Raw genomic sequence first — 25,778 nt, forward strand, 5'->3', positions numbered from 1 at the left:
GCTTGCCCACCTGTGCGATGGCCGGCTGGGTGGCGGGGCCCGGGGCGTGTGGGAGAGTGGCGCACGAATCGCTGCGACGTCGCGTGAGGAAGGTGAGCATGTCGGCCCGTCTCGTCCCTCCGGGTGCCCGGGAGCTGCCCGCGCTGACCGAGCTCCGCCTCGAGGTGCGTGCCTTCCTCGCCCAGCAGGTCGCCGCCGGCGCGTTCGTGCCGCACGTCGACACGTGGCTGACCCGCTGGAACCGTGACTTCACCCGCGAGCTCGGTCGGCGCGGCTGGCTCGGCATGGTCGTCCCGACGGAGTACGGCGGTCAGGGGCGCACGTACCTCGAGCGGTTCGTCGTCACGGAGGAGCTGCTCGTCGTCGGCGCACCGGTGGCGGCGCACTGGATCGCCGAGCGCCAGATCGGCCCGTCGCTGCTGCGCTACGGCACCGAGGAGCAGAAGCAGGCGTTCCTGCCCGGCATCAGTCGGGGCGAGGTCGTCTTCGGCATCGGCATGAGCGAGCCCGACTCGGGGTCCGACCTCGCCAGCGTCCGCACCCGCGCCGAGCGGGTCGACGGCGGCTGGCGCCTCACCGGCACCAAGGTCTGGACCTCTGGCGCCCACGAGGCCGACGCCTTCTTCGCGCTCGCCCGGTCGGCGCCGCTCGACCCGGCCCACCGGCACGAGGGGATGAGCCAGTTCATCGTCGACCTCCGCGCGCCGGGTGTCACGATCCGCCCGATCATCTCGATGGGCGGCGACCACCACTTCAACGAGGTTCATCTCGACGGGGTCCTCATCCCCGGCGACCGCGTGCTCGGCGAGATCGGAGAGGGCTGGTCGCAGGTCACCTCCGAGCTCGCCCACGAGCGCAGCGGTCCCGAGCGCGTGCTCTCGACCTTCCAGCTCCTCGCTGCCGCCGCCCAGGCCATGGACGACGGACGCCTCCCGACCGACCCCGGGCTCGGACGCCACGTCGCACGCGTCGCGGCCCTGCACCACATGTCGTTCGCCGTCTCGACCGCGCTCGAGAACCACGAGGACGCCGACACAGCCGCCGCCGTCGTCAAGGTGCTCGGCACGACGGGGGAGGGCGACATCGCCGACTACGTCGACACCCTGACCGCGACCGGATGGGCCCTCGACGAGGAGCTCGACACCCTCCTGCACGCCGCGATCCTCCAGCGGCCGGGCTTCACGCTCCGCGGCGGCACCAACGAGATCCTCCGCGGCGTCATCGCCCGCGGGCTGGGGATGCGCTGATGGCCACCGACCCGCGCGAGCTCGCCGCGCCGACCACCCCCGACCCCGACCTCGTCGCCGTCCTCACCGAGCTCTTCGCCGACTACCGCGCCACGCGCGCCACGCCCACCGCCGTCGTCGACCTCGACCGCGGCCTGTGGCAGCGGCTCGAGGAGCTCGGACTGACCCGCCTCACGGGCAGTGAGTCCGCCGGAGGCAGTGGCGGCGGCTGGGTCGACGCCGCAGCCCTGCTCGGTCTCGCCGCCGCGGCGGCCGCGCCGGTGCCGCTCGCCGAGCACGACGTGCTCGGTGGCTGGCTCCTCGAGGCGGCCGGCCTGCCCAACGACGGCGGACTGCGGACCGTATGCCGTCCCGACCCGTCCGGGGTCGCCCTCAACGTCACGTGGGCCCGCGACGCGAGCAGCGTCGTGGCCCTCTGGGAGGACCGCGACCAGTGGCGGGTCGCCGACGTGCCGATCGACCGGGTCGGCGTGGAGGAGCGACGCAACCTCGCGGGGGAGCCCAGCGACACCGTCGAGTTCGACCTCGACGACCTCGAGGCGGGCATCGTCGTCGACCACGCGATCGGCGAGCAGTTCCACCTGCGTGGGGCGCTGGCCCGCTCGGCCCAGGTCGTGGGCGCCATGGAACGCGTCGTCGACGTCGTCCTCGCGCACGTGCGCGAGCGTGAGCAGTTCGGCCGACCGATCGGGCGGTTCCAGGCGGTGCAGCACCTCGTCTCCGACATCGCCTGCGAGACGGCCCTCGCCCGTGCGGCCACCGACGCCGCCCTCGCCCGGGCGGCCGCGTCCGACTGGACCGATCCCGGGATGCTCTTCGCCGTCGGCGTCGCCAAGTCGTGCGTGGGGCACGCTGCCTCGGTGGTCGTCCGTGGGTCGCACCAGGTCCTCGGGGCCATCGGCACGACCCTCGAGCACGAGCTGCACACCCTGACGCGCCCGATCCTCGCCCGGCGCAGCGAGTACGGCTCCCTACAGGACTGGGACGAGACCCTCACGGCGCTCGCCTCGTCCGCCGGTCACGACCGACTCTGGACCCTCATCACGACCGGCCGCGCCAAGACGCAGCGCCCCTGAGCGAGGCCGAACGCCGACACCACCCAGGTCGCTGGAACCGTCCAGCGCCGCCCTGACCACCGATCCCGCTGGCAGCCAAGGAGATTCGCCGCATGACCGAGATCCGCTACGACGTGACCGACGGCGTCGCGCTCATCACCCTCGACGCGCCCGAGCGCCGCAACGCACTCTCCGTGGAGATGTCGCGCGAGCTCATCGACGCCGCCCGCACGGCGGAGGCCGACGACGAGGTCGGTGCCGTCGTCGTCACGGGCGGAGCCCACTTCTGCGCGGGAGCGGTCCGCAGCGTCCTCGCCGACGCGGGCCGTGACCCCGTCGAGGACGAGGCCTACCGCAACCTCGAGACGGTCTACGCGGCGTTCACGACGATCGGCGGGATCGCCGTCCCCACCGTCGCGGCCGTGCGCGGCGCGGCGGTCGGGGCCGGCCTCAACCTCGCCCTCGCCACCGACCTGCGCATCGTCTCGCGCACGGCTCGGCTGCTTCCCGGCTTCGCCCAGATCGGCATCCACCCGGGCGGTGGGCACTTCACGCTCATCAACCGGGTCGCCGGGCGCGAGGCCGCCGCGGCCCTCGGGCTCTTCGGCGACGAGGTCGACGGCGAGCGCGCCGTCGCGCTGGGACTCGCCTGGGCGGCATACGACGACGGCGACGTGCAGGACGCGGCGATCGCGGTCGCCGGCCGTGTCGCTCGGGACCCCGCTCTCGCCCGACGGATGGTCGCGAGCTTCCGCCGAGAGACGGCCCCCGGGGGCATGCCGTGGGACGTCGCCGTCGAGGTCGAGCGCTCGCCGCAGATGTGGTCGCTGCGCCGCAAGCACGGGGCGTGAGGCACGGCTCACCACGAGTCCGGCATTTCGGATCCTCGGGGGTCGTGGTGCAAGGATGGGGAAGTTGGCCGTCCCCCACCGCGAAGGAGCACCTGTGCTGGCGTCCTACCGACCTCTCTTCGAGGTACCGGGGGCACGCGTCTTCATCACCGGCGGGCTGATCGCCCGCTCGGCAGGCTCGATGTTCGCCGTGTCCGTGGTCGCGATGGTCTCGGCACGTACCGGCTCCTACGCGCTCGCCGGCGCCGTGGTAGCGGCGGGGATGGTCTCCCTGGCGCTCTTCGCCCCTTTCCTCGGGAGGCTCGTCGACCGCTACGGCCAGCGCCGCATCGCCATCCCCTTCTTCCTCTGGTCGGGGTTCTGGGCCGTCATGACCCTCCTCGTCTCGATGCGGGGATTGCCCTCGTGGCTTCTCTTCATCACCTTCCCGCTGTGCGGCGCGATCCCCAACCTCGGCACGATGGCCCGCGCGCGGTGGTCGCACATCTTCGCCGACGACCCACGCAACCTCCATGCGGCGATGTCGTTCGAGCAGGTCATGGAGGAGATCACCTTCGTCATCGGGCCGGTCCTCGCGATCTGGCTGTCGACGACACTCTTCCCCGAGGCGGGCTTCGCCTTCGCCACCGTCGCCTACACCGTGGGCGTCCTCATCTTCATCTCCGCACGGTCCACGGAGCCGCCCGTCGTGCCGCACCACGAGCGACCCACCGAGCACGCCTACACGGTGGCGGGCCTCATCCCGCTCGCCTTCATCATGGTCATGACGGGTGCGATCTTCGGCGTCAACGAGGTCGTGACGCTCGCCGTCTCGAAGGACCAGGGCGCGCCGAGCGCCGCCGGCGCCATCCTCGCGTTGTATGCCGTGGGGTCGGCCTCCGCGGGTCTCGTCTTCGGGCACGTCTCGCACGGCCGCAGCCTCGTCAAGCTCCTCATCGCCGGGACGTTCGGGATGGCGGTCCTCGAGATCCCGGTGCTCTTCGCCCCCAACCTCTGGGTCCTCGCCGGCCTCATGCTCGTCGCGGGCATGGCCACGGCTCCGACCCTCATCACGACGATGAACCTCATCGAGCGGATCGTCCCCAAGGCCCAGCTCAACGAGGGCATGACGATCGTGCTCACGGGACTCATCATCGGCATCGCGGCGGGCTCGGCCGTGTCCGGCATCGTCGTCGACCACGTCGGCCCGCAGCACGGCTACTGGGTCGCGATCATCGCGGGCGGCTTCGCCTTCGTCATGGCCCTGGGCACGCGCGCGTTCCTGACCCGGCGCGAGCTGCACAACCTCCGCTGACCCGGCCCCCGGCATACGCCCTCCGCGCCCCCCGCACACGCCGCCCTCGGCCACTGAACCGTCGAAAGGCCACGTGTGGCCGCCCCCCGCATGTCGAAAGGCCACCTCCAGCGACCAGAGGTGGCCTTTCGACTGTCGTCAAGCGGCCGAACGTGGCCTTTCGACGGTGGAGCGGGCGAGCCCGCAGGGGTCAGTGGCCGGCGGGGGCCACCACGACGTCCTCGTCCTTCGTTGCCGGACGCTCGCCGGGCTTGGGACCCAGGTCGATGTTCGGCAGGAAGAGCGTCGCGATGAACGCGAGGACGAGCACCCCGCCGGCGACGAGGAAGACGACCGACATGGCGTCGGAGAAGCCGACGAGGAACGGCTTGGCGAGCGTCGGGTCGAGCTGGTTGATGAACGAGCTGTCCGACAGGGCCGCGCCACCGACGCCCGCACCCGAGCCACCGGACTGCTGGGAGGCCTGGAGCTGCTCGATGAAGGCCTTGTTGGCGGCCGGGTCGCCACCGGTCGGGTTGCGCAGGGCCGCCTGGAACTCCGGTGTCGGGGCGATCGCCGCGAACGCCTCGGAGATCTTCGTGCCGGCCTGCGAGAAGAGGATCGACAGGAAGACGGCGGTGCCCAGCGTGCCGCCGATTTGGCGGGTGAAGGTGGCGGACGACGTGGCCACGCCCATGTCGCGGCGGTCGACGGCGTTCTGCACGGCGAGGGTCAACGGCTGGAAGTTGAAGCCGAGGCCGATGCCGAAGAAGAACATCACGATCATCGTCTTCCAGAGCGGGGTGTCCGCGCCGACGAAGTGGAAGGCGTAGAGCGACAGGACGAGGATCGCCGCGCCCATGATCGGGAAGTGGCGGTAGCGCCCGGTCCGGGAGATGAGCTGACCCGAGACGATCGAGCCGGCCATGATCCCGAGGGTCATCGGGAGCAGCTGGAGCCCGGCCTGGGTGGGCGACGAGCCCTTGACGATCTGCAGGTAGAGCGGGATAGCGGCGAGTCCGCCGAACATGCCCATGCCGATGAAGACCGAGGCGACCGACGACGACGCGACGGTGCGGTTCGTGAAGAGGCGCAGCGGGATGAGCGCCTCCTCACCCATGGACCGCTCGAAGAGGAAGAACGCGACGAGCCCGGCGACGCCGATGGCGTAGCAGGTGATGGAGGTCGGCGAGCCCCAGCCCCAGGCGCGGCCCTGCTCGGCCACGATGAGCAGCGGCACGAGGGCGACCGAGAGGCTCAGGGCACCCCAGTAGTCGATGCGGTGGTCGAGACGCGTGTGCTTCAGGTGCAGCGTGCGCGTCACGACGATGAGCGCGGCGACGGCGATCGGCACGTTGACGAGGAAGACCCAGCGCCAGCCGGTGACGCCGAGGATCGTCTCCTGGCCGGCGAAGAAGCCGCCGATGACCGGGCCGAGCACGCTGGAGGTGCCGAAGACGGCGAGGAAGTAGCCCTGGTACTTCGCGCGCTCACGCGGCGGCACGATGTCGCCGATGATGGCGAGGGCCAGCGAGAAGAGGCCGCCGGCGCCGATGCCCTGGACGGCTCGGAAGGCTGCGAGCGACGGGATCGACCACGACAGCGTGCAGAGCATCGAGCCGATCGTGAAGATCGTGATGGCGAAGATGAAGAGCTTCTTGCGCCCGTAGATGTCGCCGAGCTTGCCGTAGAGGGGTGTCGTGATCGTCGCGGTGATGAGGTAGGCCGTCGTGACCCACGCCTGGCCGGCGAGGTCGTTGAGGTCGTCGGCGATGACGCGCATGGCGCTCGCGACGATGGTCTGGTCGAGGGCCGCGAGGAACATCCCCATCATGAGCCCGACGAGGATGGTCAGGATCTCCTTGTGGGAGAGAACCGGTCGCGCGTCGGGGCCCGCACCGGCTGGTGCGTCCGCGGTCGCGTCGACGCGTGGCGGCTCGGCGGTGGTGTCGGACATGTCAGTCCTCTTTCTGCTTCTTGGCTCTGGTGGAGTCGAAGGGCATGGGGGGCGGCGCTGCACCCCGTGCCCGGAGGTTGGTGTCGAGCGCGTCGCCGAGCTCGCGGAGCCGGCCGACGAACTCCTCGGTGGCGGGGCCGTCCCACTCGGAGAGGAGCCCCTGGAACCACGTGGCGCGGCTCGCCTGGATGCGGTTGAGGGCCGCGTGGCCGCGCTCGGTGAGGGAGACGACCCACGCGCGCCCGTCGCTGGGGTCGGCACTCTTCTCGAGCAGTCCGCTCGCGACGAGCGCGCTGACCTGTCGGCTCACGGTGGAGACGTCGTTGTGCAGCGTCGTCGCGAGCTCGGAGATGCGGACGGTGCCCTGGCCCGCGACGACGAAGAGCACGGGGTATGCCGTGGCGTCCACGCCGTCCTCTAGCCGCGGGGCCGTGTGCTTGGCCGCGACGAGCAGCTTCTGGACGCGCAGGAGCCCGAGGAAGACGTCGTTCGCCTCGTCCCTGCTCACGGCCATCACGTGCCCCCTCGATCAACTACTTGCTTGCAGCATGCAAGTATTTGCCCGAGCCGGCTCGGCTGTCAACTCACCTGTCCAACGTTTGTCCAGCCATCGGATCGTCTCGCCACGTGCGGGCCTCATGTGGTTGTCTGTGGTCTCGCGCCTTGGGGGAGGTGCGAGGATGACTCACGTACCCGAACCGTCCAGCAGTGTGCGGAGCCGCCGGGCCCGATGTGCAGGGAGTGCCATGACGAGCGACGTTCCCGTCGACCCGACGATCACCGACGCCTTCCGACAGATGTCGGCCTTGATCTATGCCGGCGCCGACGCCGGCTCGATCCACCAGTCGCTCGTCGACTCCGCTCTCCAGCTCGTCGAGGGCTGCGACCGGGCCTCGCTGCTCGTGCGCACGCGCGACCGCTACGTCACGGCTGCCAGCACCGACGACATCGCCCGACGCATCGACCAGATCGAGCTCGAGATCGGCGAGGGCCCCTGTGTCGACGCCATCGTCTCCGAGGCCTACCAGCACGACGCCGACCTCACCGACGCCAAGACCCCCTGGCCGCGCTTCACCGAGCGCATCGTCGCCGAGACACCGGTCCGATCGGCCATCGGCTACCGGCTCCTGCTCGAGGGCGACAAGGTCGGTGCCCTCAACCTCTTCTCGGACACCCCCGGCGGCCTGACGTCCACGTCGGCCGACCTCGGTGCGGTCATCGCCTCGTTCGCCTCCGTCGCGCTCATGGCGATTCGGGCGCGTGAGGAGGCAGCCACCCTGCGACAGGGGCTGACGAGCAACCGCGAGATCGGCAAGGCCGTCGGTCTGCTCATGGCCGCGCACCACATCAGCGGCCAGGAGGCGTTCGAGCTGCTGCGGAGCACCTCGCAGGAGCTCAACATGAAGCTGGCCCACGTGGCCTCGCAGGTCATCCAGGGGCAGGAGTCGCAGTTCGGCCCCGCCGGCCCGGCGGGTGGCGCGAAGGCCGACTCGCAGGTCTGACCGGGCGGGTCCAGATCGCGTGCAGGTCGGTCGCAGACCGATCCGGCACCGGGTCCCGAACGACGAGTGGCCCCGACGCGCCATGCGGACGTCGGGACCACGGGTCGGAGCGGGAGGGATCAGGCCGAGACCATGCCCTCCGCGGACAGCTGGCGGCGCAGCTCGTCGAGCGTGCGCCGGAGCAGGCGGCTCACCTGCATCGCGCTGAGCCCCATGGACTCGGCGATCTCGGCCTGTGTCATGTCGCCGCCGAACCGGAGCTCGACGAGCTTCTGGTCCCGGGCGGGGAGCCGCCCGAGCGCGGTGCGCACCACGATGCCCTCGTCGAGGGCCGGGTCGGACCCCGAGTCGCCGCGGGCGTCGAGCAGGTCGAGGACCGGGCGGCCGCCCTCTGCCGTCGTCGCGTCGAGGGAGGCGGGGCGCAGGTTCGTCGCCGCGACCTGGGCCTCTCTGACCGCATCGAGCGTGATGTCGAGCTCGTGGGCGAGCTCGCCGGCGTCCGGGTCGTGGCCGAGCCGCTGCTCGAGCCGTGACCTCGTGTCGGTGACGAGCTGGCGTCGCTCCTGCAGCTCACGCGGCGGGCGGACGAGCCAGCCGTGGTCGCGGAAGTGGCGGCGCAGCTCACCGGTGATGGTGGGCGTCGCGTAGGCGCCGAACTCGGTCGGCTTGGACAGGTCGAACCGCTGGAGTGCCTTGAGCAGTGCGAGGAACGCGACCTGCTCGAGGTCCTCTCGGTCGAGGCCCTTGCCCGAGTAGCGGTGGGCGAGCGAGCGCGCGAGCGGCATGTGCAGCACGGTCACGGTCTCGAGGGCGGTGGCGCGCTCGGACGGCGAGTCCGAGGTGCGCAGGGTCTTGATGAGCTCTCTGGTTCGCGCATCCTTGCGCGGACCCACGGATGGGTCGGTCATTTCAACTCCGATGGATCGGATCCCCGATGCGGCGCTGGCTTGACCGACTACTAGTGACGCTAGGCCGTCGCCCCCATATACACAAGGTGGACTTCGACCCCGTCCGGGGGTCCAGAGGTGTATACGCGGGCGCGAGCAGCAACAGCCCCGACGGTGTTCCCGATGGCGTGGGACCGCCCCGGTCCGGGCTCAGTGCGTGACGACGACGAGCGCCTCGAGAATGCGCCGGGCGATCTCCTCGTCACCGGTGACGGTGTAGTGGATCTCGTCGACGCCGCGGCGTCCGGCGGCCCGACGCGTCAGGGCGTCGGTCGTGAGGTGGATCGTCGTGACGTCGAGCTGTTCCTCGCCCTCGGGCCGGTCGTTGCCGCTGAAAAGTGCTTCCCCGTAAGGGCGCCCGTCGTCGCCGGTGATGATGCGCACCCCACCGCGCGCGACGACGGGACCGCTCACGTCGAGCACGACGGCGTGACCGGCGCCGATGCCGGCGACCCGCGAGGCGATGCGCGGGAGGGCGGCGAGGATGTCGGCCGTGAAGACGGCGGCACTCGCGGAGTCGAGGTTGCCGGGCCGGTCGAGGGCGGCACGGAGGTCCTGCTCGTGTACCCATGCGTCGACGATCCGACGGTGCAGGTGGTCGCCGAAGGTCGTCTCGGGCCCGAAGAAACCGCCGATCACGGTGTCGATGTCGGCGTCCGACGCGCGCAGGTCGGCGACCCGCTGCGGGTGGAACTCGGCCAGCTCGGCCACGACCTCGCGTCCGGAGAGGCCGCGCCGCGCCTCGACGTCGACCTCGACGAAGCGGGCGAAGTCGCTGTGGACGTGCGGGTAGTCGGGCACCTCGACCTGCGGCCGCGGCATGCCGGCGAAGGACTTCTCGGCCCCGACGACGTGGGCGATCTGGTCCTTGACGGTCCAGCCGGGGCACTCGGTCTGGATCTCGAAGTCCTCGTCTCGGCAGGAGTGCCCGAGGTCGATGATCGACTGCACGGAGTGGTCGAACGCGTCGATCAGTCCGTTGCGGTCGTCTGGGGCGGCCGGGTGCATGGGCATGTCATCAGACTACTTACCCTTGAGGCATGCCAACCCTGCAGCGAGACGGTCTCGCCGGCCCGCGGACAGGACCCAGCTCCTCGTCCACGGGGCGCGTCGCGGTCGTGCTCGCCGCCGTCGTCGCGGTCGGTCTGCTGGCGAGCGTGGTCGCCGCGCGCTACACCGGCGCGGCCGCCCCGTTGCCCGGCGGCCTGACCGACGCGGGGCCGGTCGTCCGCTGGGCCTTGCCCCTCGTCCGCGTCGTGCACGACGTCGCCGCCTCGCTCACCATCGGCTCGCTGCTCCTCGCCGCGACGATGATCCCCGGCCGCACTCGAGCCGAGAGCGCCGCGCTCGACGAGCCGCGCCGCGCCGCTGCCCTCCGGGTCGCGACCGCCGCTGCGTTCGTCTGGGCGCTCGCGGGGGCCGTCGGCGTCGTCTTCACGTTCGCCGACGCCGCGGGGATGCCGCTCAGTGACCCACTCTTCGGAAGCAACCTGGCCGGGTCGGTGTGGTCGATCGAGCCCCTCCGGGTCGGACTCATCAGCTCGGTCGCCGCGTTCGTCGTCGCGTCGGTCGCCGCTGTGGCTCGCTCGCGTGCCGTCGCGCTCGCGCTCACCGTCGTCTCGGCGTTCGGCCTGCTCGTCCTCGGCCTCGCCGGCCATGCGGGCGGGTCGGCCGACCACGAAACCGCCGTCAACGCGATCGCGGCGCACCTGCTCGGCGCCGCGGTCTGGGTCGGTGGACTCCTCGCGCTCGTGGTGCTGCGCCGGCCGCTCGGTGACGCCCTCGGCGTCGTCGCCCGCCGCTACTCGGCCGTCGCCCTCTGGTGCTTCGTCACGGTCGGGGTCTCCGGCGTCATGTCGGCGACGACCCGACTCGGCTCGTGGTCCGACCTCACGACGCCCTACGGCGTCCTCGTCCTCGTCAAGGTCCTGGCCTTCGCCGTGCTGGGCGTCGCGGGCCTCTGGCACCGACGCGTCACGCTCGACCGCATCGACGACACGCTCACCGCCGGTGCAGGCACGCCGACAGCGGACGCGGCTCGCAGGCTGCGGGGCCGGCTGTTCGTGCGCCTCGCGATCGCCGAGACACTCGTCATGGCGCTTGCGTTCGGCGTCGCGACCGCACTCGCGCGCAGCGAGCCCCCCGTGCCCGAGACGGTGGCCGACCCGAGCCCGGCCCTGTCGCTGACCGGCTATCCCGCACCGCCCGCCCCCACGGCGATGTCGTGGCTCACCGCCTGGCGGGTCGAGTGGTTCTTCCTCGCCACGGCACTGCTGGCGATCGGTCTCTACCTGGCCGGGGTCGTGCGCCTGCGCCGTCGTGGCGACGCCTGGCCGGTGATGCGCACCGTGAGCTGGGTCGTGGGCTGGTTGCTCTTCGTCTACGCCACCAACGGCGTGCTCGGCATCTACGGCCGGGTCGCCTTCTCGTGGCACATGACGCTGCACATGCTCGAGGCGATGGTCGTCCCGATCTTCCTCGTGCTCGGGGCGCCGGTGACGCTCGCGCTGCGCACCGTCCGGGGGCGCCGCGACGGCACGCTCGGCCCGCGCGAGATGGTCCTGGCCCTCATCCACTCGCGGTTCCTCGCCGTCGTCGGCAACCCGATCTTCGCGGCCGTCCTCTTCTTCATGAGCCTCGTCGTCTTCTACTGGACGGGCCTGTTCCAGCTGGCCCTGCAGACGCACACGGGTCACCTGCTCATGACCGCGCACTTCGTCCTCACCGGCTACCTCTTCGCGTGGGTGCTCGTCGGGGTCGACCCGGGGCCCAAGCGCTGGAGCCCGGCGCTGCGCCTCGTCGTGCTCTTCGCGACGATCTCCTTCCACGCCTTCTTCGGCGTCGCGATGATCAGCGGCACGACGCTCCTCGGCGGTGACTTCTTCCCCACGGTCGCGATCCCGTGGGTCACCGACCGACTCGCCGACCAGCGCTACGGCGGCGGCGTGGCGTGGGCCATCGGCGAGCTGCCGAGCCTCGTGCTCGCGCTCACCGTCGCTCTGCAGTGGTTCCGCACCGACAGTGCGGAGTCGGTGCGGCAGGACCGCCGGGCCGACCGTGACGGCGACGCCGAGCTCACGGCATACAACGAACGTCTGGCCGCGCTCGCCCGCCGGGACGAGGGCTCCCGCCGCTGACCGCGGCCGAACCGTCACCACGCCGCGAGCGCCACCCGGCGCGGCGCACCGGCCACTGCAGCTCCGTGACCCATGCGGCTGCGTCGTCCGCCGGCGTCTCGAGGTAGACCTGCCGACAGGGGCCGTATGCCGTGAGCCCCGTCGCGTCGACGTGCGTCGCGAGTGCCTGCCGGGGTCCCGATGGTCGCCATGGACCGGTGCCCGCGGGACGGGACCGGGGGCCCGGCACCGGTCGGGTCGTGTGAGAGTTGGACCATGAAGGTTGCGCTCATCCAGCTGGCCTACGGTGACGACGAGTCGGTCGCCGACCGCACCGCCCGGGTCGCGGGTCTCGTGCGGGCCCAGGCGGGCCACGACCTCGTCGTGCTCCCCGAGCTGTGGCCGGCCGGTGGCTTCGACTACACCGCGTGGGACGAGCGGGCGGAGTCCGTCGACGGACCCGTCGCCCGGGCGCTCGCTGCCGCAGCCCGTGAGGCCGGTGTCACGGTGCACGGCGGCTCGATCGTCGAGCGGGGCGAGCCCGCCGAGCCCGGTGGCCGAGGGCTCTGGAACACCAGTCTCGTCTTCTCGCCGGACGGCGACCTCGTCGCGACGTATCGCAAGATCCACCGCTTCGGCTTCGGCGACGGCGAGCCGACCCTCATGGACGCCGGTGAGGACCTCGTCGTCGTCGACGTGCCCGTCGCCGATGGTGGGACGGTGCCCGTCGGGCTCTCCACCTGCTACGACCTGCGTTTCCCGGAGCTCTACCGACGCCTGCTCGAGCGCGGCGCCGAGGTCTTCGTCATCCCGGCCGCGTGGCCGCGCAGGCGGGTCGCCCACTGGACCCTGCTCGGCCAGGCCCGAGCCGTCGAGGACCAGTGCATCGTGCTCCAGTGCAACACCGCCGGCACCCACGCACACCACGAGATGGGTGGTCACTCGCAGGTCGTCGACGCGACCGGGAAGGTTCTGGCCACCGCCGGCCTTGACGAGGAGGTGCTGAGCATCGACATCGACACCGCGGCGACGGCGGAGTGGCGTCGCACCTTCCCCGTCCTGAGCGATCGGAGGCTCCCGTGACGCCCGGCGCCGAGGCCGAGACCGCCTCGCTCCGCTCCCGCGTCAGGGTCAGGGCGCCCGAGCTCGTCGGCCGTGGCTGGCTCAACACCGGTGGCCGGTCACTGTCTCTCGCCGATCTGCGTGGTCGCGTCGTCGTCCTCGACTTCTGGACCTTTTGCTGCGTCAACTGCCTCCACGTGCTCGACGAGCTCCGGCCCGTCGAGGCGCAGTTCCCCGACGCGCTGACGATCATCGGAGTCCACTCGCCGAAGTTCGAGCACGAGGCCGACGCCGACGCCCTGGCCGCCGCCGTGGAGCGGTATGCCGTCCACCACCCCGTGCTCGACGACCCCGAGCTCGTGACGTGGAAGGCGTATGCCGCCCGCGCGTGGCCCACGCTCGTCGTGCTGGACCCGGAGGGCTACGTCGTCGCGTCGATGTCGGGGGAGGGGCACGGCCCGGGTCTGGCCTCCCTCGTCACGGAGCTCGTCGAGGAGCACCGGGCCAAGGGCACGCTCCAGCCCGGCGACGATCCCTACGTCCCCCCGCCGTCTCCGGACACGGCGCTGCGCTTCCCCGGCAAGGCTGCCGCACTGCCCGACGGATCGTTCGTCGTCTCCGACACGGCCGACCACGAGGTCGTGCACCTCGAGGCCGACCTCGAGACCGAGCGGGCCCGATGGGGAGGCGACGGCCTCTTCAACGAGCCGCAGGGTGTCCTGCTGGCGTCGCCCGGTGTGGCCGAGCGGCTCGGCATCGACGTGCTCGTCGCCGACTCGGTCAACCACCAGCTCAAGGGGATCCGCTTCTCCGACGGCTCGGTCCACGTCGTGGCCGGCACGGGGTCACAGCTGCGCGAACGCACCGGCGGCGGGCCCGCCCTCGAGCAGGCGCTCTCGACCCCGTGGGACCTCGCCTGGCTCGGCGACCGGCTCGTCGTCGCGATGGCGGGCACGCACCAGCTGTGGGCCTGGACCCCGGGCGAGACCCTCGACGAGGGTCGCGTCGAGGTCGTCGCCGGCACGTCCAACGAGGGGCTCGTCGACGGTCCGGCACCCGAGGCGTGGTTCGCCCAGCCGTCCGGCCTCGCGGCCTCCGCCTCCGGCGACCGCGTCTGGGTGGCCGACTCCGAGACCTCCGCCCTGCGGTCGGTGACGACCGGTGCCGACGGCGGACTCGTCGTCGAGACCCACGTCGGCACCGGACTCTTCGACTTCGGTCACCGTGACGGCGACGCCGCCGACGCGCTGCTCCAGCACCCGCTCGGCGTGACCGAGCTGCCCGATGGCTCGGTCGCCGTCAGCGACACGTACAACGGCGCCGTCCGCCGCTTCGACCCCGTGACGGGCCAGGTGTCGACCCTGGCCCAGGGACTGGCCGAGCCGAGCGACGCTGTCGTCGAGCACGACCCCGAGACCGGCGACGTGCGCCTCGTCGTCGTCGAGTCCGCCGCCCACCGACTCACCCGCGTGGCCCTGCCCGAGGCTGCCCAGCGCGTCGACGGCCCGGCACACCGGACCCAGCGGCCACCGACTCCGTTGCCCGCCGGGGAGGTTGCCCTCGAGGTGGCGTTCGTGCCGCCGACCGGGCAGAAGCTCGACCTGCGCTGGGGCGACCCGACGCGCCTCGACGTGTCCGCGACGCCCGACGCGCTCCTCGTCTCCGGGGCCGGGCGGGCCGAGGGCCTGACCCGGACGCTCGTCCTTCGTGACGGCATCGGGTCGGGCACGCTGCACATCTCCGTGCAGGCTGCCGCGTGCGACGGGGACCCCGAGACGGGCGAGGTACCCGAGCACGCCGCGTGCCACCTGTTCCAGCAGGACTGGGGGATCCCGGTCACCCTCGACCCGACCGCCGATGCCACACTGACTCTCGACCTGCGCGGGGTCGAGGGCGGTAACTAGTCGGGTTCGGCCCCTCCTGCAGGTCGTGACGAGACCGGCGGACGACAAGGCGGCACACGTGGCACGACAGGCATCTGGTGGCAGTGGACGCTCCGTCCTCTCGGCGGTGTGCGGGCTGCTGGCCATCGTGCTGCTGCCCGTGTCGCTCGTCGGCTTCTGGGCGTCGGTCATGCTGACGCGCACCGACGTCTTCGTCGAGGAGCTGCGGCCGGTCGTCACCAAGCCCCAGGTCCGGGAGGCCCTCACCGACGGCGTCGTCCAGGGCGTCCTCGGTGCGGTCCAGCTCCAGCCGGTGATCGAGAAGGCGCTCGAGGCGCCGATCCGGACTCAGGCCGCCGCCCTCGTGGCGAGCCCGCAGGTCACCACGGCGTGGGCCACCGGCATCCGGGCGCTCCACACCCAGTTCATCGCCGTCATGGAGGGCCGGGCCGACACGAAGCTCGACGACCAGGGGCGCGTCTCGGTGCGCCTGACGATCCCTGTCCCGGCCCTGACGTCGACGCTCGAGCAGGCGGGGGTCCCCGACGCCGGGTCGATCGCGCCCGTCGTGACCATCCCCCTCGTCAAGGCCACCGACCTGCAGAAGGCCCAGACGGCATACCGCATCGCCGACGCGTGGGGCCCGTGGGGGCCGCTCGTCGTGGGCGCGCTGGCGCTGCTGTCGATCGCGCTCGCGCTGCGCTGGCGCACGGCGACCACGCTCGTCGCCATCGGCTGGATCGCGACCGCCCTCGCGCTCGCCCTCGTCGTCATGGTGTCGCGTGAGCCGCTGATGCGCCGCGTCGACCCCGCGGTGGCGCGCACGATCGCCGACGGGGCCTACGGCCTCGCCGCACGCAACCTCTACTACGAGATCGCGATCGCCGTCGGTGTCGGGGTCGTCATGCTGGTCGTCTCGGCCGGGTCGCTCGCGTTCGGGCGGCGCCGCTCCCGCTGACCAGCCCGCCGGTGTCCGTATCGTGACGGTTTGCCGATCGGCGGGTATGTGACACGCAGGTACGCGTCCAGGGCGTACCCCGTCCAAGGAGACCTCATGGGTATCGGACTCGGGATCTTCCTGCTCGTCGTCGGTGCGATCTTCAGCTTCACGAACATCGACTCCAGCGTCCTCAACCTGAGCAGCAGCACGGGCAACACGATCGGGATCATCCTCATGGTGGCCGGCGCGCTCGCGATCATCCTCGCGCTCGTCCTCAACGCCCAGCGCGCGCGCACCCAGCACACGGTCGTCACCGAGCGCCGGGGCGCTCCCGACGTCGTCGAGCGCCGGGTCGACGGCGACGAGGTCGTCGAGCGTCGTGTCGAGCACCCCGACGGCACCATCTAGGACCGTCGAAGGGCCGCGAACCGGGCCCCCAAACCGTCGACAGGCCACGAACCGCAGCCCGGTTCGTGGCCTCTCGACGGTTGAGGGCCGCGGGGTCGCGGGGGCGCTGAGCCGCGGCCGGCGTCCTGAGCAGGAGAACTCACGTGCCCGGTGCGTCGCCCGTGCTTCGATGAGGCGTGAGCCGGACCCACCTCGACGCCGCGGCCCGCACGGCGTCCGACATCGACGCCGCGACCCCCGCCGACCGGGACCGCTGGGTCGACACCCTCCGTGTCGGGTCGCTCCTCGTCGTGGTGCTCGGGCACTGGCTCATGGTCGCCATCACGCCAGACGGACAGATCACGAACGCCCTCGCGGTCGTGCCGGCCCTCCAGCCCCTGACCTGGCTGCTCCAGGTCATGCCGCTCTTCTTCCTCGTCGGGGGTGTCGCCCACGCCCACACGCTCGAGTCGCTCGAGCGTCGTCACCCGGACACCCGCGGACGGTATGCCGCGTTCTTGCGGGCGCGGGCGACGCGCCTGCTGCGCCCCACCCTCGCCTTCCTCGCCGTCTGGGTCGCGCTCGGCGTCGTCGCCGACCTCTCGGGCCTGACGTCGCGTCCCGGCGACGCGGGACGGCTCGCGCGCGACGCGCTCGTCATGGTGCCGCAGCTGCTGTGGTTCGTCGGGATCTACCTCGGGGCCTGCGCCTTCGCCCCGCTCATGCGTGACCTCCACCGGCGCTGGGCCCTCGCCGTCGTCGTGGCGCTCGTCGTGCTGGCGTGCGTCGTCGACCTCGTGCGTTTCGGCGGCGGCCCCGAGCTCGTCGGCAACCTCAACTTCGTCCTCGTCTGGCTGGCCCTGCACCAGCTCGGGTTCGCTTGGCGCGACGGCCTGCTCACGACCGCTCGCGGGTGGGCGATGGCTCTGCTGGGGTTCGGCGCGATGGGTCTGGCCGTCGCGTTCGGGCCCTACCCGACGTCGATGGTGGGCTTGCCCGGGGAGGCCGTCTCCAACATGGCGCCGCCCACAGCGGCCCTGCTCGCTCAGGGCATCGGCATCTGCGGCCTCGCCGTCGTCCTGCGGCCGGGCATGGCGCGCGTGCTCGCCCGGCCCCGCGTCTGGCGCTCTGTCGTCCTGACCGGACGCGTTGCGATGACCACCTTCCTCTGGCACCTGACCGCGCTCATGACGGTGCTCGTCGCGCTGCGGGCACTCGGCGTCGTCCAGCCGTCCGTCGCGTCGTGGCAGTGGTGGCTGACCCGGCCGCTGCTCTTCGCCGTGCTCGCGGTCGTGACCGGCACGCTCGTGGCCCTCTTCGTGCGCGTCGACGGGGGGCCTCGCACGACGGCTCACGCGTCGCTCGAACGGCGGGGTCGGGTCGATCCCGTGGCCGCCGCGGCGGCGGGCGTGCTCTTCTTCGGCATCCTCATCGTCTCGATCGTGGGTGTCGACGTGCTCGGCAACCGGCCGGTCTTCTTCCTCGTCGGCGACGTCACGCCGGTCGTCGGCTTCACCGTCCTCGCCGCCGGCCTGCTCCTGCTGCGCACGACGCGCCCCCGCGCACCCCGCACCTGAGCCTGCGCGCCCTCCTGTCGCGTGAGCGTGCCTTCCCCCTCGAGGGAGCCCTCCGTCCACGGAAACTCGATGGCAGCGCCCACGCGCGGGCCCCTACCGTCGGTGCCATGGAGACGAGGCTGATCGACGTGCACGACGACGCCGTCTGCGCCCGCGCGTACGACGTCATCATCGCCAGCAAGGGTCACGAGCGCCCTTGGAACGAGCCACCGTCCCTCGCGGAGACGGTCGTCGAATGGCGTCACGTCGACGAGGCCGAACGCATGGAGCTGTGGGGCGCCCACGACGGTGACGAGCTCGTCGGCGTCGCGACGCTCTGGCTGCCGCTGTCGGACAACACGACGATGACGTGGACCGACGTCCAGGTGGACCCGGCCCACCGCAGGCGCGGCGCCGGCACCGCCCTCGTCGAGCGTCTCCTCGAGCGGGCCCGTGAGGAGGGTCGCGTCACGATGGTCGTCGACTTCCTCGTGCCCCCGGAGTCGGAGGGACACGGCTACCGCCGCTTCGCCGAGCGGCACGGCTTCCACCTCAGCAACACCGAGATCATGCGCCACCTCCAGCTCCCCGTCGACGACGGGCTCCTCACCCGGCACGCCGAGCACGCGCGACCGCGCTGGGAGGTCGACTACCGCCTCGAGACCCATGTCGGCGGCGTGCCCGAGCACCTGCAGGAGTCGCTCTGCGCCGTCATGAACCAGCTCGCCGTCGACGCGCCCACGGGCGACCTCGAGTTCGAGGAGGAGTCCCTCACTCCGGCGCGCTACCGGGAGTACCTCGAGGTCGCGCGTGCCCAGGGGCGCGTACGCCTGACGACCGTCGCGGTCCACGAGGACAGCGGCGACGTCGTGGCCTACACCGACCTCATGCTGCCCTCGGGTGCCCCCGGGATGGCGTGGCAGTGGGGGACGCTCGTGCACCGCGACCATCGGGGTCGGCGGCTCGGGATGGCCCTCAAGGTCCAGAACCTCCGGCGACTGCAGGCCGACCACCCGGAGCGGCAGCGGGTCGTCACCGGGAACGACGACACGAACTCGTGGATGGTCTCGATCAACGAGGACCTCGGCTTCCGCATCGTCGAGCTGTGCCCGGCCTACCAGCGGTCGCTCGCCTGACCTTGCACCCTTTACCATCGCCGAAACCGACGAGGCGCCCGCTCCCGCGTGGGGAGGGGCGCCTCGGGGTGAGGGGTGGTGCGCGTCAGAACGCGGACTCGGGGACGCCCATGAGGTCGTTGTCGATGGCCTCGGCGATGGTGCGCTCGGCGGCGAGCTTCGGCAGGACGTTCTTGGCGTAGAAGGAGGCCGCCGCGACCTTGCCGCGGTAGAAGTCGGCGTCCTTGCCGGAGGCGCCACCGGCGAGCGCCGCCTGCGCGACGTCGGCCTGACGCAGCAGCAGCCAGCCGACGACGAGGTCACCGGCCGCGAGGAGGAGACGGGTCGTGTTCTGGCCGACCTTGTAGAGGTTGGCCGTCTCGCCGCCCATCCGCGGGGCGCTCTTCATGGCATCGCCGATCATGTGGCCGACGATGCCCTGGACGTCCTCGAGGGCCCGCCCGAGCAGCTCGCGCTCGGTGTCGAGCGAGCCGCCGAGGTCCTTGGCGAACTCCTGGATCTGTCCGGCGACGTGCTGCAGCGCCTGGCCCTTGTCGCGGACGATCTTGCGGAAGAAGAAGTCGAGACCCTGGATGGCGGTCGTGCCCTCGTAGAGGGTGTCGATCTTCGCGTCGCGGACGTACTGCTCGATCGGGTAGTCCTGCAGGAAGCCCGAGCCGCCGTAGGTCTGGAGCGACTCGGTGCCGAGGAGCACCCAGGCGCGCTCGGAACCGAGGCCCTTGACGAGGGGCAGCATGAGGTCGCTGATCCGGTTGGCGACCTCTGCCGCCGAACCCTTCTCGAGCGGGGCGGCGGGGTTGCCGGCCTGCGCCTGGTTGACGGCGTCCTGCTGGCTCGCGGTGTAGATGACGAGCGCGCGCAGGCCCTCGGCATACGCCTTCTGGAGCATGAGCGAGCGGCGGACGTCGGGGTGGTGCGTGATGGTGACCCGCGGCGCCGCCTTGTCGGTCATGTGCGTCAGGTCGGCGCCCTGGATGCGCTCCTTGGCGTACTCGAGGGCGTTGAGGTAGCCCGTCGAGAGCGTGGCGATCGCCTTGGTGCCGACGAACATCCGGGCGTTCTCGATGACCTTGAACATCTGCGCGATGCCGTCGTGGACGTCGCCGAGGAGGGTGCCTACAGCCGGCTCGTGCTCGCCGAAGGTGACCTCGCACGTCGTCGAGACCTTGAGGCCCATCTTGTGCTCGACGTTGGTGACGTGGGCGCCGTTGCGCTCGCCCAGCTCGCCGGTCTCGAGGTCGACGTGGAACTTCGGGACGATGAAGAGGGAGAGGCCCTTCGTGCCGGGGCCGGCGCCCTCGGGACGGGCGAGGACGAAGTGGACGACGTTGTCGACCATGTCGGACTCGGCCGAGGTGATGAAGCGCTTGACGCCGGTGACGTGCCACGTGCCGTCGGGCTGCTGGACGGCCTTGGTGCGGCCGGCGCCGACGTCGGAGCCGGCGTCGGGCTCGGTGAGCACCATCGTCGTGTGCCAGGCATGGTCGACGATGTGCTTGGCGAGCTTCTTCTGGTCCTCGGTGCCGAGGTGCCAGAGCAGGTTGGCGAAGGAGTAGCTCGCCGTGAACATGTGGATGGCCGGGTTGGCGCCGCAGACCATCTCGGCGACCGACCACCGCAGGGAGGCCGGCACGACCATGCCGCCGAGCTCGGCGGGGACGTCGAGGTTGCCCCAGTCGCCGTCGACGTAGGCCTTGAACGACTTCTTGAACGACTCGGGCATCGCCACCGACTGGCTGGCCGGGTCGTAGACGGGCGGGTTGCGGTCGCTGTCGAGGAGGCTGTCGGCCAGCTCGTTCTCGGCCAGGCGTGAGACCTCGCGGAGGATGTCCTTGGCGGCGTCGACGTCGACGTCGGCGTAGATGCCGGTGCCGAGGACGTCCTGACGGTTGAAGACCTCGAAGAGGTTGAACTCGAGGTCACGCACATTGCTCTTGTAGTGGCCCATCCGGGGACCCTCCACGTTCTGTCGCTCGTCGTGCGTCCGCCTCGTCGTCGGCGGGCGCGCCAAGTTACTGGCCGGTCACTTCCATGATGCTACTGACCGGTAACGATCGCAAGGGGCAGAGGTCACGGTTCCGCCACGAGCCGTCTCCGAGGGCGTATGCCGTCGGGCTGGCACGTGCGCCATGCACCCGTCGCCGAGACGGCATAAGCGACCGGACGCCAAGGTCCCTCTGACAGCAGAAGGGCCCGGTCATGCTGACCGGGCCCGACTCAACTGGAGCAGGCGGCACGAATTGCACGTACGTCTTCCTTCTGGAAGAAGGCTGTTCTGCTACTGAACTACGCCTGCGAGGCGTCGCCAACCGTAGCAACAGTCGGGCCACGACGTCCAAACGACGCGCTCCGGCGCGCCGCCGGCCCGCAGGGCGCCTCCGGGCTGCGCGCTCGAGGTCAGCCCGCGGTCATGAGCCGTCGCGCAGCCGGCGGGCGAAGGCCGACGACCGCGACCGCAGCTCCTCGACACGTCGCTCGACGAGGGCGAGCGGGTCGAGTCCGCCCTCCATGCCGTGGGGCAGGCGTCGGACGTGGGTCGAGCAGCTGAAGTCGGCGTGCACCAGGGTGCCGAGGCTGTTGCCCTCGCGGCCGGACGCCCCGGCGCGACGAGCCACGAAGAGGGCCACCTCGCTCGTCGCGAAGACGTCCTCGCACCAGGCGCACATCGCGCTCGCCTTGCGCGTCCGCTCGGCAGTCCGGAGGAGGAGGCCGACGGGTTCCTCGTCGACGGGGACGACGGCGTACGCCCGTTGCGGGTTGCTGCGGTCGACCCAGCCGAGGTAGTCGAGCGTCTCCCATCGCGGGCCGAGGTCGAGGTCCGGGGGAAGGGTGGCCTGCTTCGCCTCACGCCGGGAGGCGTTGACGAAGGAGGCGCGAATCTCGTTGTCTGTCAATGGTTTCACGGTCTGTTCCTGTCAGTCGGGCAGGACCGGATGAACCGGTCAGCCAGGGTGGGAGAGGTGGAGCGGGACGGTGACCGCTGAGCAGGCCATGACGGCCACCCGCCTCTCCGCGGGCCTCCCCGCTGACGACTGACGTGCCCCGACGGAGCAGCGTCCATGGTGCGTCACGACGTCGGCGGCGGTCCACCGCTTTACCGCGTCGATGCGGTGAGCCGGTGAGCTCGAAGACCGCCCATGGCCGTCGGGGCCCCGGGGAATGTCCGTTGCGAGAGCATTTGACTTGTAAAGTATTGCCATAATTTGACCTTCTAGAACCCTTTTCGTGACCTGTCTGTCACCGTCGATGGATGTTCATCGCCCGGGGTCTCCCCCGAGCGGCCCACCGCACGCCGAGTCCTGTCCACCGGTGGGGCAGTCAAGCAATAACGGACAGGAGTGGGGGACCCACTTTCGGGCCGGCCAGCCGGTCCTTGGGGTGAAGCCGCATCTGCGGCCGGGCATCTTCCGCCCGAACCCGACAGCTCACCTCACAGGCGTGGGAAGGAATCCACCATGCCCACCTCTACCCTTGCACGCCGAATTCCCTTGCAGTCCCGGGCTATCACGCCACTTCTCGCAGCCGCTCTCCTCGTCGGGACGGGTAGCGCACCGACATCGTCGGTCACGCACCAGACGGCCACCACGTCGGGCACCGCGCCCGTCACCATCAAGGCCAGACCGGTCGCCTACGTCTCCGCCGCCGTGCGAGCCGCGCGAGGAAGGACGGCCGTCAAGATCGCGGCCGCCCAGCGGGGCGACCCGTACCGCTACGGCGCCGCCGGTCCGTCGGCGTTCGACTGCTCCGGCCTCGTCTACTACACCTACCGCACCCGCCTCGGCGTCGGCGTCCCGCGCACCGCCAACGCGCAGAGACTCGCCAGCGTCCGCATCGGCAAGGCGAACGTCCAGCAGGGCGACCTCATCTTCTTCATGTCCGGAGGTCGCGCGTACCACGTCGGCATCTACGCCGGCTCCGGCAAGGTCTGGCACTCACCCAGGCCCGGCCAGCGCGTCCAGCTCTCGAGGATCTGGACGACGAGCTGGGTCGCCGGTCGCATGCGCTGACCCTGATCGGTCCCGGGGGTCCGTGTCGATCCTCGGGGCCGTGTGACCGGACGATGCCCACCTCACGGTGGTTCGACACGTCGTGCGCGGAGCGAGCGACGGGAATCGAACCCGCGTATCCAGCTTGGGAAGTCCGTCGAAGCCTGCACGAGCTCGTCCTTCGTGGGTGATGGGCTGACCCTTCGCGCCCGGTGTTGCCCCTCATTGCTCCGGCGCTGTTGCACGCGGGTGGCACGAGTTGGCACCTGATTCGTGATGCCCGTCGCGACGTCCAGAGGTGTGTCGGTGGGATACCTTGCGTACTCGCGATCGCTCAGATCTCACGGACGGGGGAAGGTCTTGCGCGTAGGTGTCTATGTCGACGGCTACAACCTGTACTACGGCGGCCGGCATCAACTCAAGAAGGCGCCGGGGTGGCGATGGCTGGACATCCGAGCTCTCTCTGAAGATCTCGTTTCGGCCCAGCGTGGATGGACCGGCGCGGTCGTGTCCCGAGTCGTGTACTGCACGGCCCGGATCGATGCCCGACTCAACCCGGTTGGGCACAGCGAGCAGGATGTGTACCTCAAGGCACTGTTGGCGACCCAGAGCGTGGACCATGTCGAGTACGGAAAGTACGTCACCGGCGTCCAGTACAGGCCCCTGGCGGTCAAGAGCCCAACAAAGCGCGGGACGCCGGTCATCGTCCAGGCGGCCTGGCCAGTCATGGTGCACTCGACTCTCGGCACCGAGGTGCCTGGGGCGAACTTCATGGTCTCCACGTTGAAGCAGGAGGAGAAGGGGACGGACGTGAACGTAGCGAGCCATCTCCTCTTCGACGTGCTGACTGGCGCCGTCGATGCGGCCGTCGTGATTTCCAACGACTCCGATCTCAAGATGCCCGTACACCTTGCCCGGACCGCTGTGCCGGTGGGTCATGTGAACCCGCGTGGTGGGCTCTTCGCTGGAGACCTCAAGGGGAGTCCAGGTGAGGGCGTCGGGAACCACTGGTGGCGCGTCCTGGGTCCGACCGACTACACCAGCCACCAGCTTGCGGATCCGGCGGGGACGTACACGCGCCCGACTGGCTGGTGACCCTCTCCGCGACGTAGAGGACGATGAAGAAGATGACGAAGAGGAAGAAGTTGAGGAAGTAGTCGTCCTTAGGTATCGTATGAGCCATAACTCACCCGGCCCCTCGTGGGCCGGGTTTTTCATTCCCTCGGGCTGCAGCCCGGCCAGGGAGAGCCACCTACCCGATAGCGGAGCACAGGAGCCCGGCGGAGTGGGCGGGTCAATGGTGGCCGAAGGTCATCACGAAGTGACGCGAAGCGCCGTTGACGCGATCCGGAGGCGGGCGGATGCTCAAGCGTCGGGTCGGCGGCTCGGAGGTCAGTTGGCTCGGTAGTGATGACTGCGTGCCCTCTGTGTCCCCGGCTGGCGTGGCCGGCGAGTGGTGGGGGTGCGCGTAGGCGCGAAGCGCCGGAGCGCGGGGGTCCCTGCCGCGAGAGGGCCTGAGCCGGCCGGTCGGCGCGGCGGAGCCGCGCCCTTGATCTCTTAGAGCCCTGCTCAGCAATGCACGGGTCCGTCGGTCGGCGATTGGGTGGAGAGCGGGCCCCGGGCCGGTGGCGACCCGCGTCTTGTGACGGTGGCTTGTGACGTCGTGCCGGACGCGATGGCAGCGGCATGGTCGGACGTCGTCCGACGAGCGGCATACCAGGACAGGTCCTTACCCGCCCGCCCATGGATCTGAAAAGTCCAGGCACGTGGCCGCGATGGCGCCGATGTCCGCATGGATCGAATCCGGCGTCGCGTCGATGTATGGCAGTTCATCGAGCATGTCATCCATGACGACCAGCTCTTGCAGTGCCTGCGGTCCGTCGTGACTGATCGCCTCATGAGCCCACGACGCAATGCCCCGATCCGTTAGAAGCCCTTGCTGCCAGCGACGCAGCTGCCCCTGCGCCGCCCGACTGGCCAGAGCCTCCAGACTCAGCGGCGGCATGCCAAGTTCCTCGCGGGCCGAGGCGACACGAGCATCGACTTCAAAAGGGCTCGTCAGGGGCGTCACCGGCATGCTCGCCAAGTCCACCACTGCTGGCCCATCTATGCCCGCTGCCAAGAGCTCAGCAGCGACGTCGATGACCTGGCGCCCGTCGACGCTGCGCAGGTCGTACATCGCCAGCACGTCGCCGAAGGTCCGTCTAGCCTCGCCCTGATCCACGCTCTCCCCTTGCCGCCTGTTCTCCACTGTTGGCCTGAGCCGTACTGAGCGTACGGATCGACCTCTAGGAAGACATCCTCAATTCGGCACGACCGCGCTATCCGCGGCAGAATCGGACGTCTCACCCGCGGCAGAAGAGGACGTTCACTCGACCGGACATCGACAAGGTGCCGACCACTCGCGGCGGTTTCGTCAGGCGCAGCTGCAGTAGCTGATGACGTAGAGCAGCCACACGGCAGTCACGAGCAACACGCCGGAGGCGATGGCGGCAGGCCTCCGACTCTCGCCACGCCCACGCGCCTGTCGTGCTTTCGGCCGGAGGCTCCAGGCGCCGTAACCGACCAAGCACGCCATCGCAGCACTAGCGGTAACGGTCGCCACGGGGTGGCGATTCCACCCCCACAGGAAGCTCGCGATCACGACCCCAGCGACTATGCACGCGAGAGCCGCGAAGAAGCCTTCTGCAACGGCCTCACCCACCAGCTCCGCAACCTTTGAGCCGAACCGCCGGGGTAGCGATGGCCGTGGTCGGCTCAGCTCCTGCGTCACGCCGTGATGCTCTCATGCTCAGGCCCAAGTACTCGTCGCCGCGAGTCACGTGACGCGGCTACTTGTTTCATTGACGTAGGACCGGTGCCTGCGCAGGCTCTGGTCTA

At 70.7% G+C, this 25,778-nt stretch carries 21 protein-coding genes, 1 tRNA gene and 1 riboswitch; of the genes, 14 read left to right on the plus strand and 8 right to left on the minus strand.

The genetic code is table 11. From position 1 onward, the window contains the following. Window positions 1-98: 98 nt before the first annotated feature. The 4 genes from NR112_RS11580 to NR112_RS11595 all read left to right on the plus strand — a co-directional run bounded on the left by NR112_RS11580 (window position 99) and on the right by NR112_RS11595 (window position 4,447). Window positions 99-1,247 (plus strand): acyl-CoA dehydrogenase family protein, encoded by a 1,149-nt coding sequence (locus NR112_RS11580; protein WP_256794477.1) that lies wholly within the window; start codon window positions 99-101, stop codon window positions 1,245-1,247. Beyond that, the gene (locus NR112_RS11585; protein ID WP_256794478.1) at window positions 1,247-2,323 is read left to right on the plus strand and encodes an acyl-CoA dehydrogenase family protein; all 1,077 of its coding nucleotides are present in this window, start codon (window positions 1,247-1,249) and stop codon (window positions 2,321-2,323) included. Before NR112_RS11580 ends, NR112_RS11585 begins: the two co-directional genes overlap by 1 nt. 92 nt (window positions 2,324-2,415) lie before the next feature. Then, window positions 2,416-3,153, plus strand: coding sequence for an enoyl-CoA hydratase-related protein (locus NR112_RS11590; RefSeq protein ID WP_256794479.1), 738 nt, complete (start codon window positions 2,416-2,418; stop codon window positions 3,151-3,153). A 94-nt stretch (window positions 3,154-3,247) separates the two neighbouring features. Further along, complete coding sequence (locus tag NR112_RS11595) at window positions 3,248-4,447, plus strand: MFS transporter (protein ID WP_256794480.1); 1,200 nt, start codon at window positions 3,248-3,250, stop codon at window positions 4,445-4,447. A 190-nt stretch (window positions 4,448-4,637) separates the two neighbouring features. Here NR112_RS11595 and NR112_RS11600 read toward each other — a convergent pair whose 3' ends face one another. Next, on the minus strand, window positions 4,638-6,383 hold the full coding sequence (locus NR112_RS11600; protein WP_256794481.1) for an MDR family MFS transporter: 1,746 nt from the start codon (window positions 6,381-6,383) through the stop codon (window positions 4,638-4,640). A 1-nt stretch (window position 6,384) separates the two neighbouring features. Beyond that, on the minus strand, window positions 6,385-6,897 hold the full coding sequence (locus tag NR112_RS11605; RefSeq protein WP_256794482.1) for a MarR family winged helix-turn-helix transcriptional regulator: 513 nt from the start codon (window positions 6,895-6,897) through the stop codon (window positions 6,385-6,387). A gap of 232 nt (window positions 6,898-7,129) precedes the next feature. Here NR112_RS11605 and NR112_RS11610 point away from each other — a divergent pair, with 232 nt between their 5' ends. Continuing rightward, window positions 7,130-7,885 carry a GAF and ANTAR domain-containing protein gene (locus NR112_RS11610; RefSeq protein ID WP_256794483.1) on the plus strand — a complete coding sequence of 252 codons (756 nt, stop codon included), beginning with the start codon at window positions 7,130-7,132 and terminating at the stop codon, window positions 7,883-7,885. Window positions 7,886-8,004: 119 nt separating this feature from the next. Here the strand turns inward: NR112_RS11610 and NR112_RS11615 are convergent, their stop codons facing one another. Together NR112_RS11615 and NR112_RS11620 are read right to left on the minus strand one after the other, a co-directional pair. Then, entirely contained in the window at window positions 8,005-8,793 is a 789-nt protein-coding gene (locus NR112_RS11615) for a sigma-70 family RNA polymerase sigma factor (RefSeq protein WP_256794484.1), read from the minus strand. Between the two features lie 189 nt (window positions 8,794-8,982). Further along, complete coding sequence (locus NR112_RS11620) at window positions 8,983-9,846, minus strand: maleylpyruvate isomerase family mycothiol-dependent enzyme (RefSeq protein WP_256794485.1); 864 nt, start codon at window positions 9,844-9,846, stop codon at window positions 8,983-8,985. A 26-nt stretch (window positions 9,847-9,872) separates the two neighbouring features. Between NR112_RS11620 and NR112_RS11625 the strand changes: the two genes are divergently transcribed. The 7 genes from NR112_RS11625 (at window position 9,873) to NR112_RS11655 (ending at window position 18,912) form a co-directional block, all read left to right on the plus strand. Next, on the plus strand, window positions 9,873-11,969 hold the full coding sequence (locus NR112_RS11625; RefSeq protein ID WP_256794486.1) for a cytochrome c oxidase assembly protein: 2,097 nt from the start codon (window positions 9,873-9,875) through the stop codon (window positions 11,967-11,969). Window positions 11,970-12,224: 255 nt separating this feature from the next. Continuing rightward, complete coding sequence (locus NR112_RS11630; RefSeq protein ID WP_256794487.1) at window positions 12,225-13,031, plus strand: carbon-nitrogen family hydrolase; 807 nt, start codon at window positions 12,225-12,227, stop codon at window positions 13,029-13,031. Next, the gene (locus tag NR112_RS11635) at window positions 13,028-14,914 is read left to right on the plus strand and encodes an NHL domain-containing thioredoxin family protein (RefSeq protein ID WP_256794488.1); all 1,887 of its coding nucleotides are present in this window, start codon (window positions 13,028-13,030) and stop codon (window positions 14,912-14,914) included. Before NR112_RS11630 ends, NR112_RS11635 begins: the two co-directional genes overlap by 4 nt. Before the next feature lie 58 nt (window positions 14,915-14,972). Then, the gene (locus NR112_RS11640) at window positions 14,973-15,851 is read left to right on the plus strand and encodes a hypothetical protein (protein ID WP_256794489.1); all 879 of its coding nucleotides are present in this window, start codon (window positions 14,973-14,975) and stop codon (window positions 15,849-15,851) included. A gap of 96 nt (window positions 15,852-15,947) precedes the next feature. Beyond that, the gene (locus tag NR112_RS11645; RefSeq protein ID WP_256794490.1) at window positions 15,948-16,241 is read left to right on the plus strand and encodes a DUF6458 family protein; all 294 of its coding nucleotides are present in this window, start codon (window positions 15,948-15,950) and stop codon (window positions 16,239-16,241) included. A gap of 176 nt (window positions 16,242-16,417) precedes the next feature. Further along, window positions 16,418-17,797 (plus strand): acyltransferase, encoded by a 1,380-nt coding sequence (locus NR112_RS11650; RefSeq protein ID WP_256794491.1) that lies wholly within the window; start codon window positions 16,418-16,420, stop codon window positions 17,795-17,797. A gap of 107 nt (window positions 17,798-17,904) precedes the next feature. Next, window positions 17,905-18,912 carry a GNAT family N-acetyltransferase gene (locus tag NR112_RS11655; protein WP_256794492.1) on the plus strand — a complete coding sequence of 336 codons (1,008 nt, stop codon included), beginning with the start codon at window positions 17,905-17,907 and terminating at the stop codon, window positions 18,910-18,912. 85 nt (window positions 18,913-18,997) lie between these two features. On the opposite strand, the gene NR112_RS11660 is transcribed toward NR112_RS11655, so the two are convergent. From NR112_RS11660 to NR112_RS11670, 3 genes are all read right to left on the minus strand, one after another. Further along, window positions 18,998-20,860 carry an acyl-CoA dehydrogenase gene (locus tag NR112_RS11660; protein ID WP_256794493.1) on the minus strand — a complete coding sequence of 621 codons (1,863 nt, stop codon included), beginning with the start codon at window positions 20,858-20,860 and terminating at the stop codon, window positions 18,998-19,000. Between the two features lie 274 nt (window positions 20,861-21,134). Then, window positions 21,135-21,208, minus strand: a tRNA-Gly gene (locus NR112_RS11665). 112 nt (window positions 21,209-21,320) lie between these two features. Further along, complete coding sequence (locus NR112_RS11670; RefSeq protein ID WP_256794494.1) at window positions 21,321-21,815, minus strand: FBP domain-containing protein; 495 nt, start codon at window positions 21,813-21,815, stop codon at window positions 21,321-21,323. A gap of 377 nt (window positions 21,816-22,192) precedes the next feature. Continuing rightward, window positions 22,193-22,363, plus strand: a riboswitch (cyclic di-AMP (ydaO/yuaA leader). 4 nt (window positions 22,364-22,367) lie between these two features. Between NR112_RS11670 and NR112_RS11675 the strand changes: the two genes are divergently transcribed. Both NR112_RS11675 and NR112_RS11680 read left to right on the plus strand, forming a co-directional pair. After that, a complete protein-coding gene (locus NR112_RS11675) occupies window positions 22,368-22,919 on the plus strand; it encodes a C40 family peptidase (RefSeq protein WP_256794495.1) in 552 nt (183 codons plus the stop codon). Between the two features lie 285 nt (window positions 22,920-23,204). Further along, window positions 23,205-23,993, plus strand: coding sequence for an NYN domain-containing protein (locus NR112_RS11680; RefSeq protein WP_256794496.1), 789 nt, complete (start codon window positions 23,205-23,207; stop codon window positions 23,991-23,993). 634 nt (window positions 23,994-24,627) lie between these two features. On the opposite strand, the gene NR112_RS11685 is transcribed toward NR112_RS11680, so the two are convergent. Then, window positions 24,628-25,122, minus strand: a complete 495-nt coding sequence (locus tag NR112_RS11685; protein WP_256794497.1) for a hypothetical protein — start codon at window positions 25,120-25,122, stop codon at window positions 24,628-24,630. Window positions 25,123-25,778 lie beyond the last annotated feature (656 nt).

The organism is Terrabacter sp. Ter38 (assembly GCF_024519435.1).
Taxonomy (GTDB): domain Bacteria; phylum Actinomycetota; class Actinomycetes; order Actinomycetales; family Dermatophilaceae; genus Terrabacter.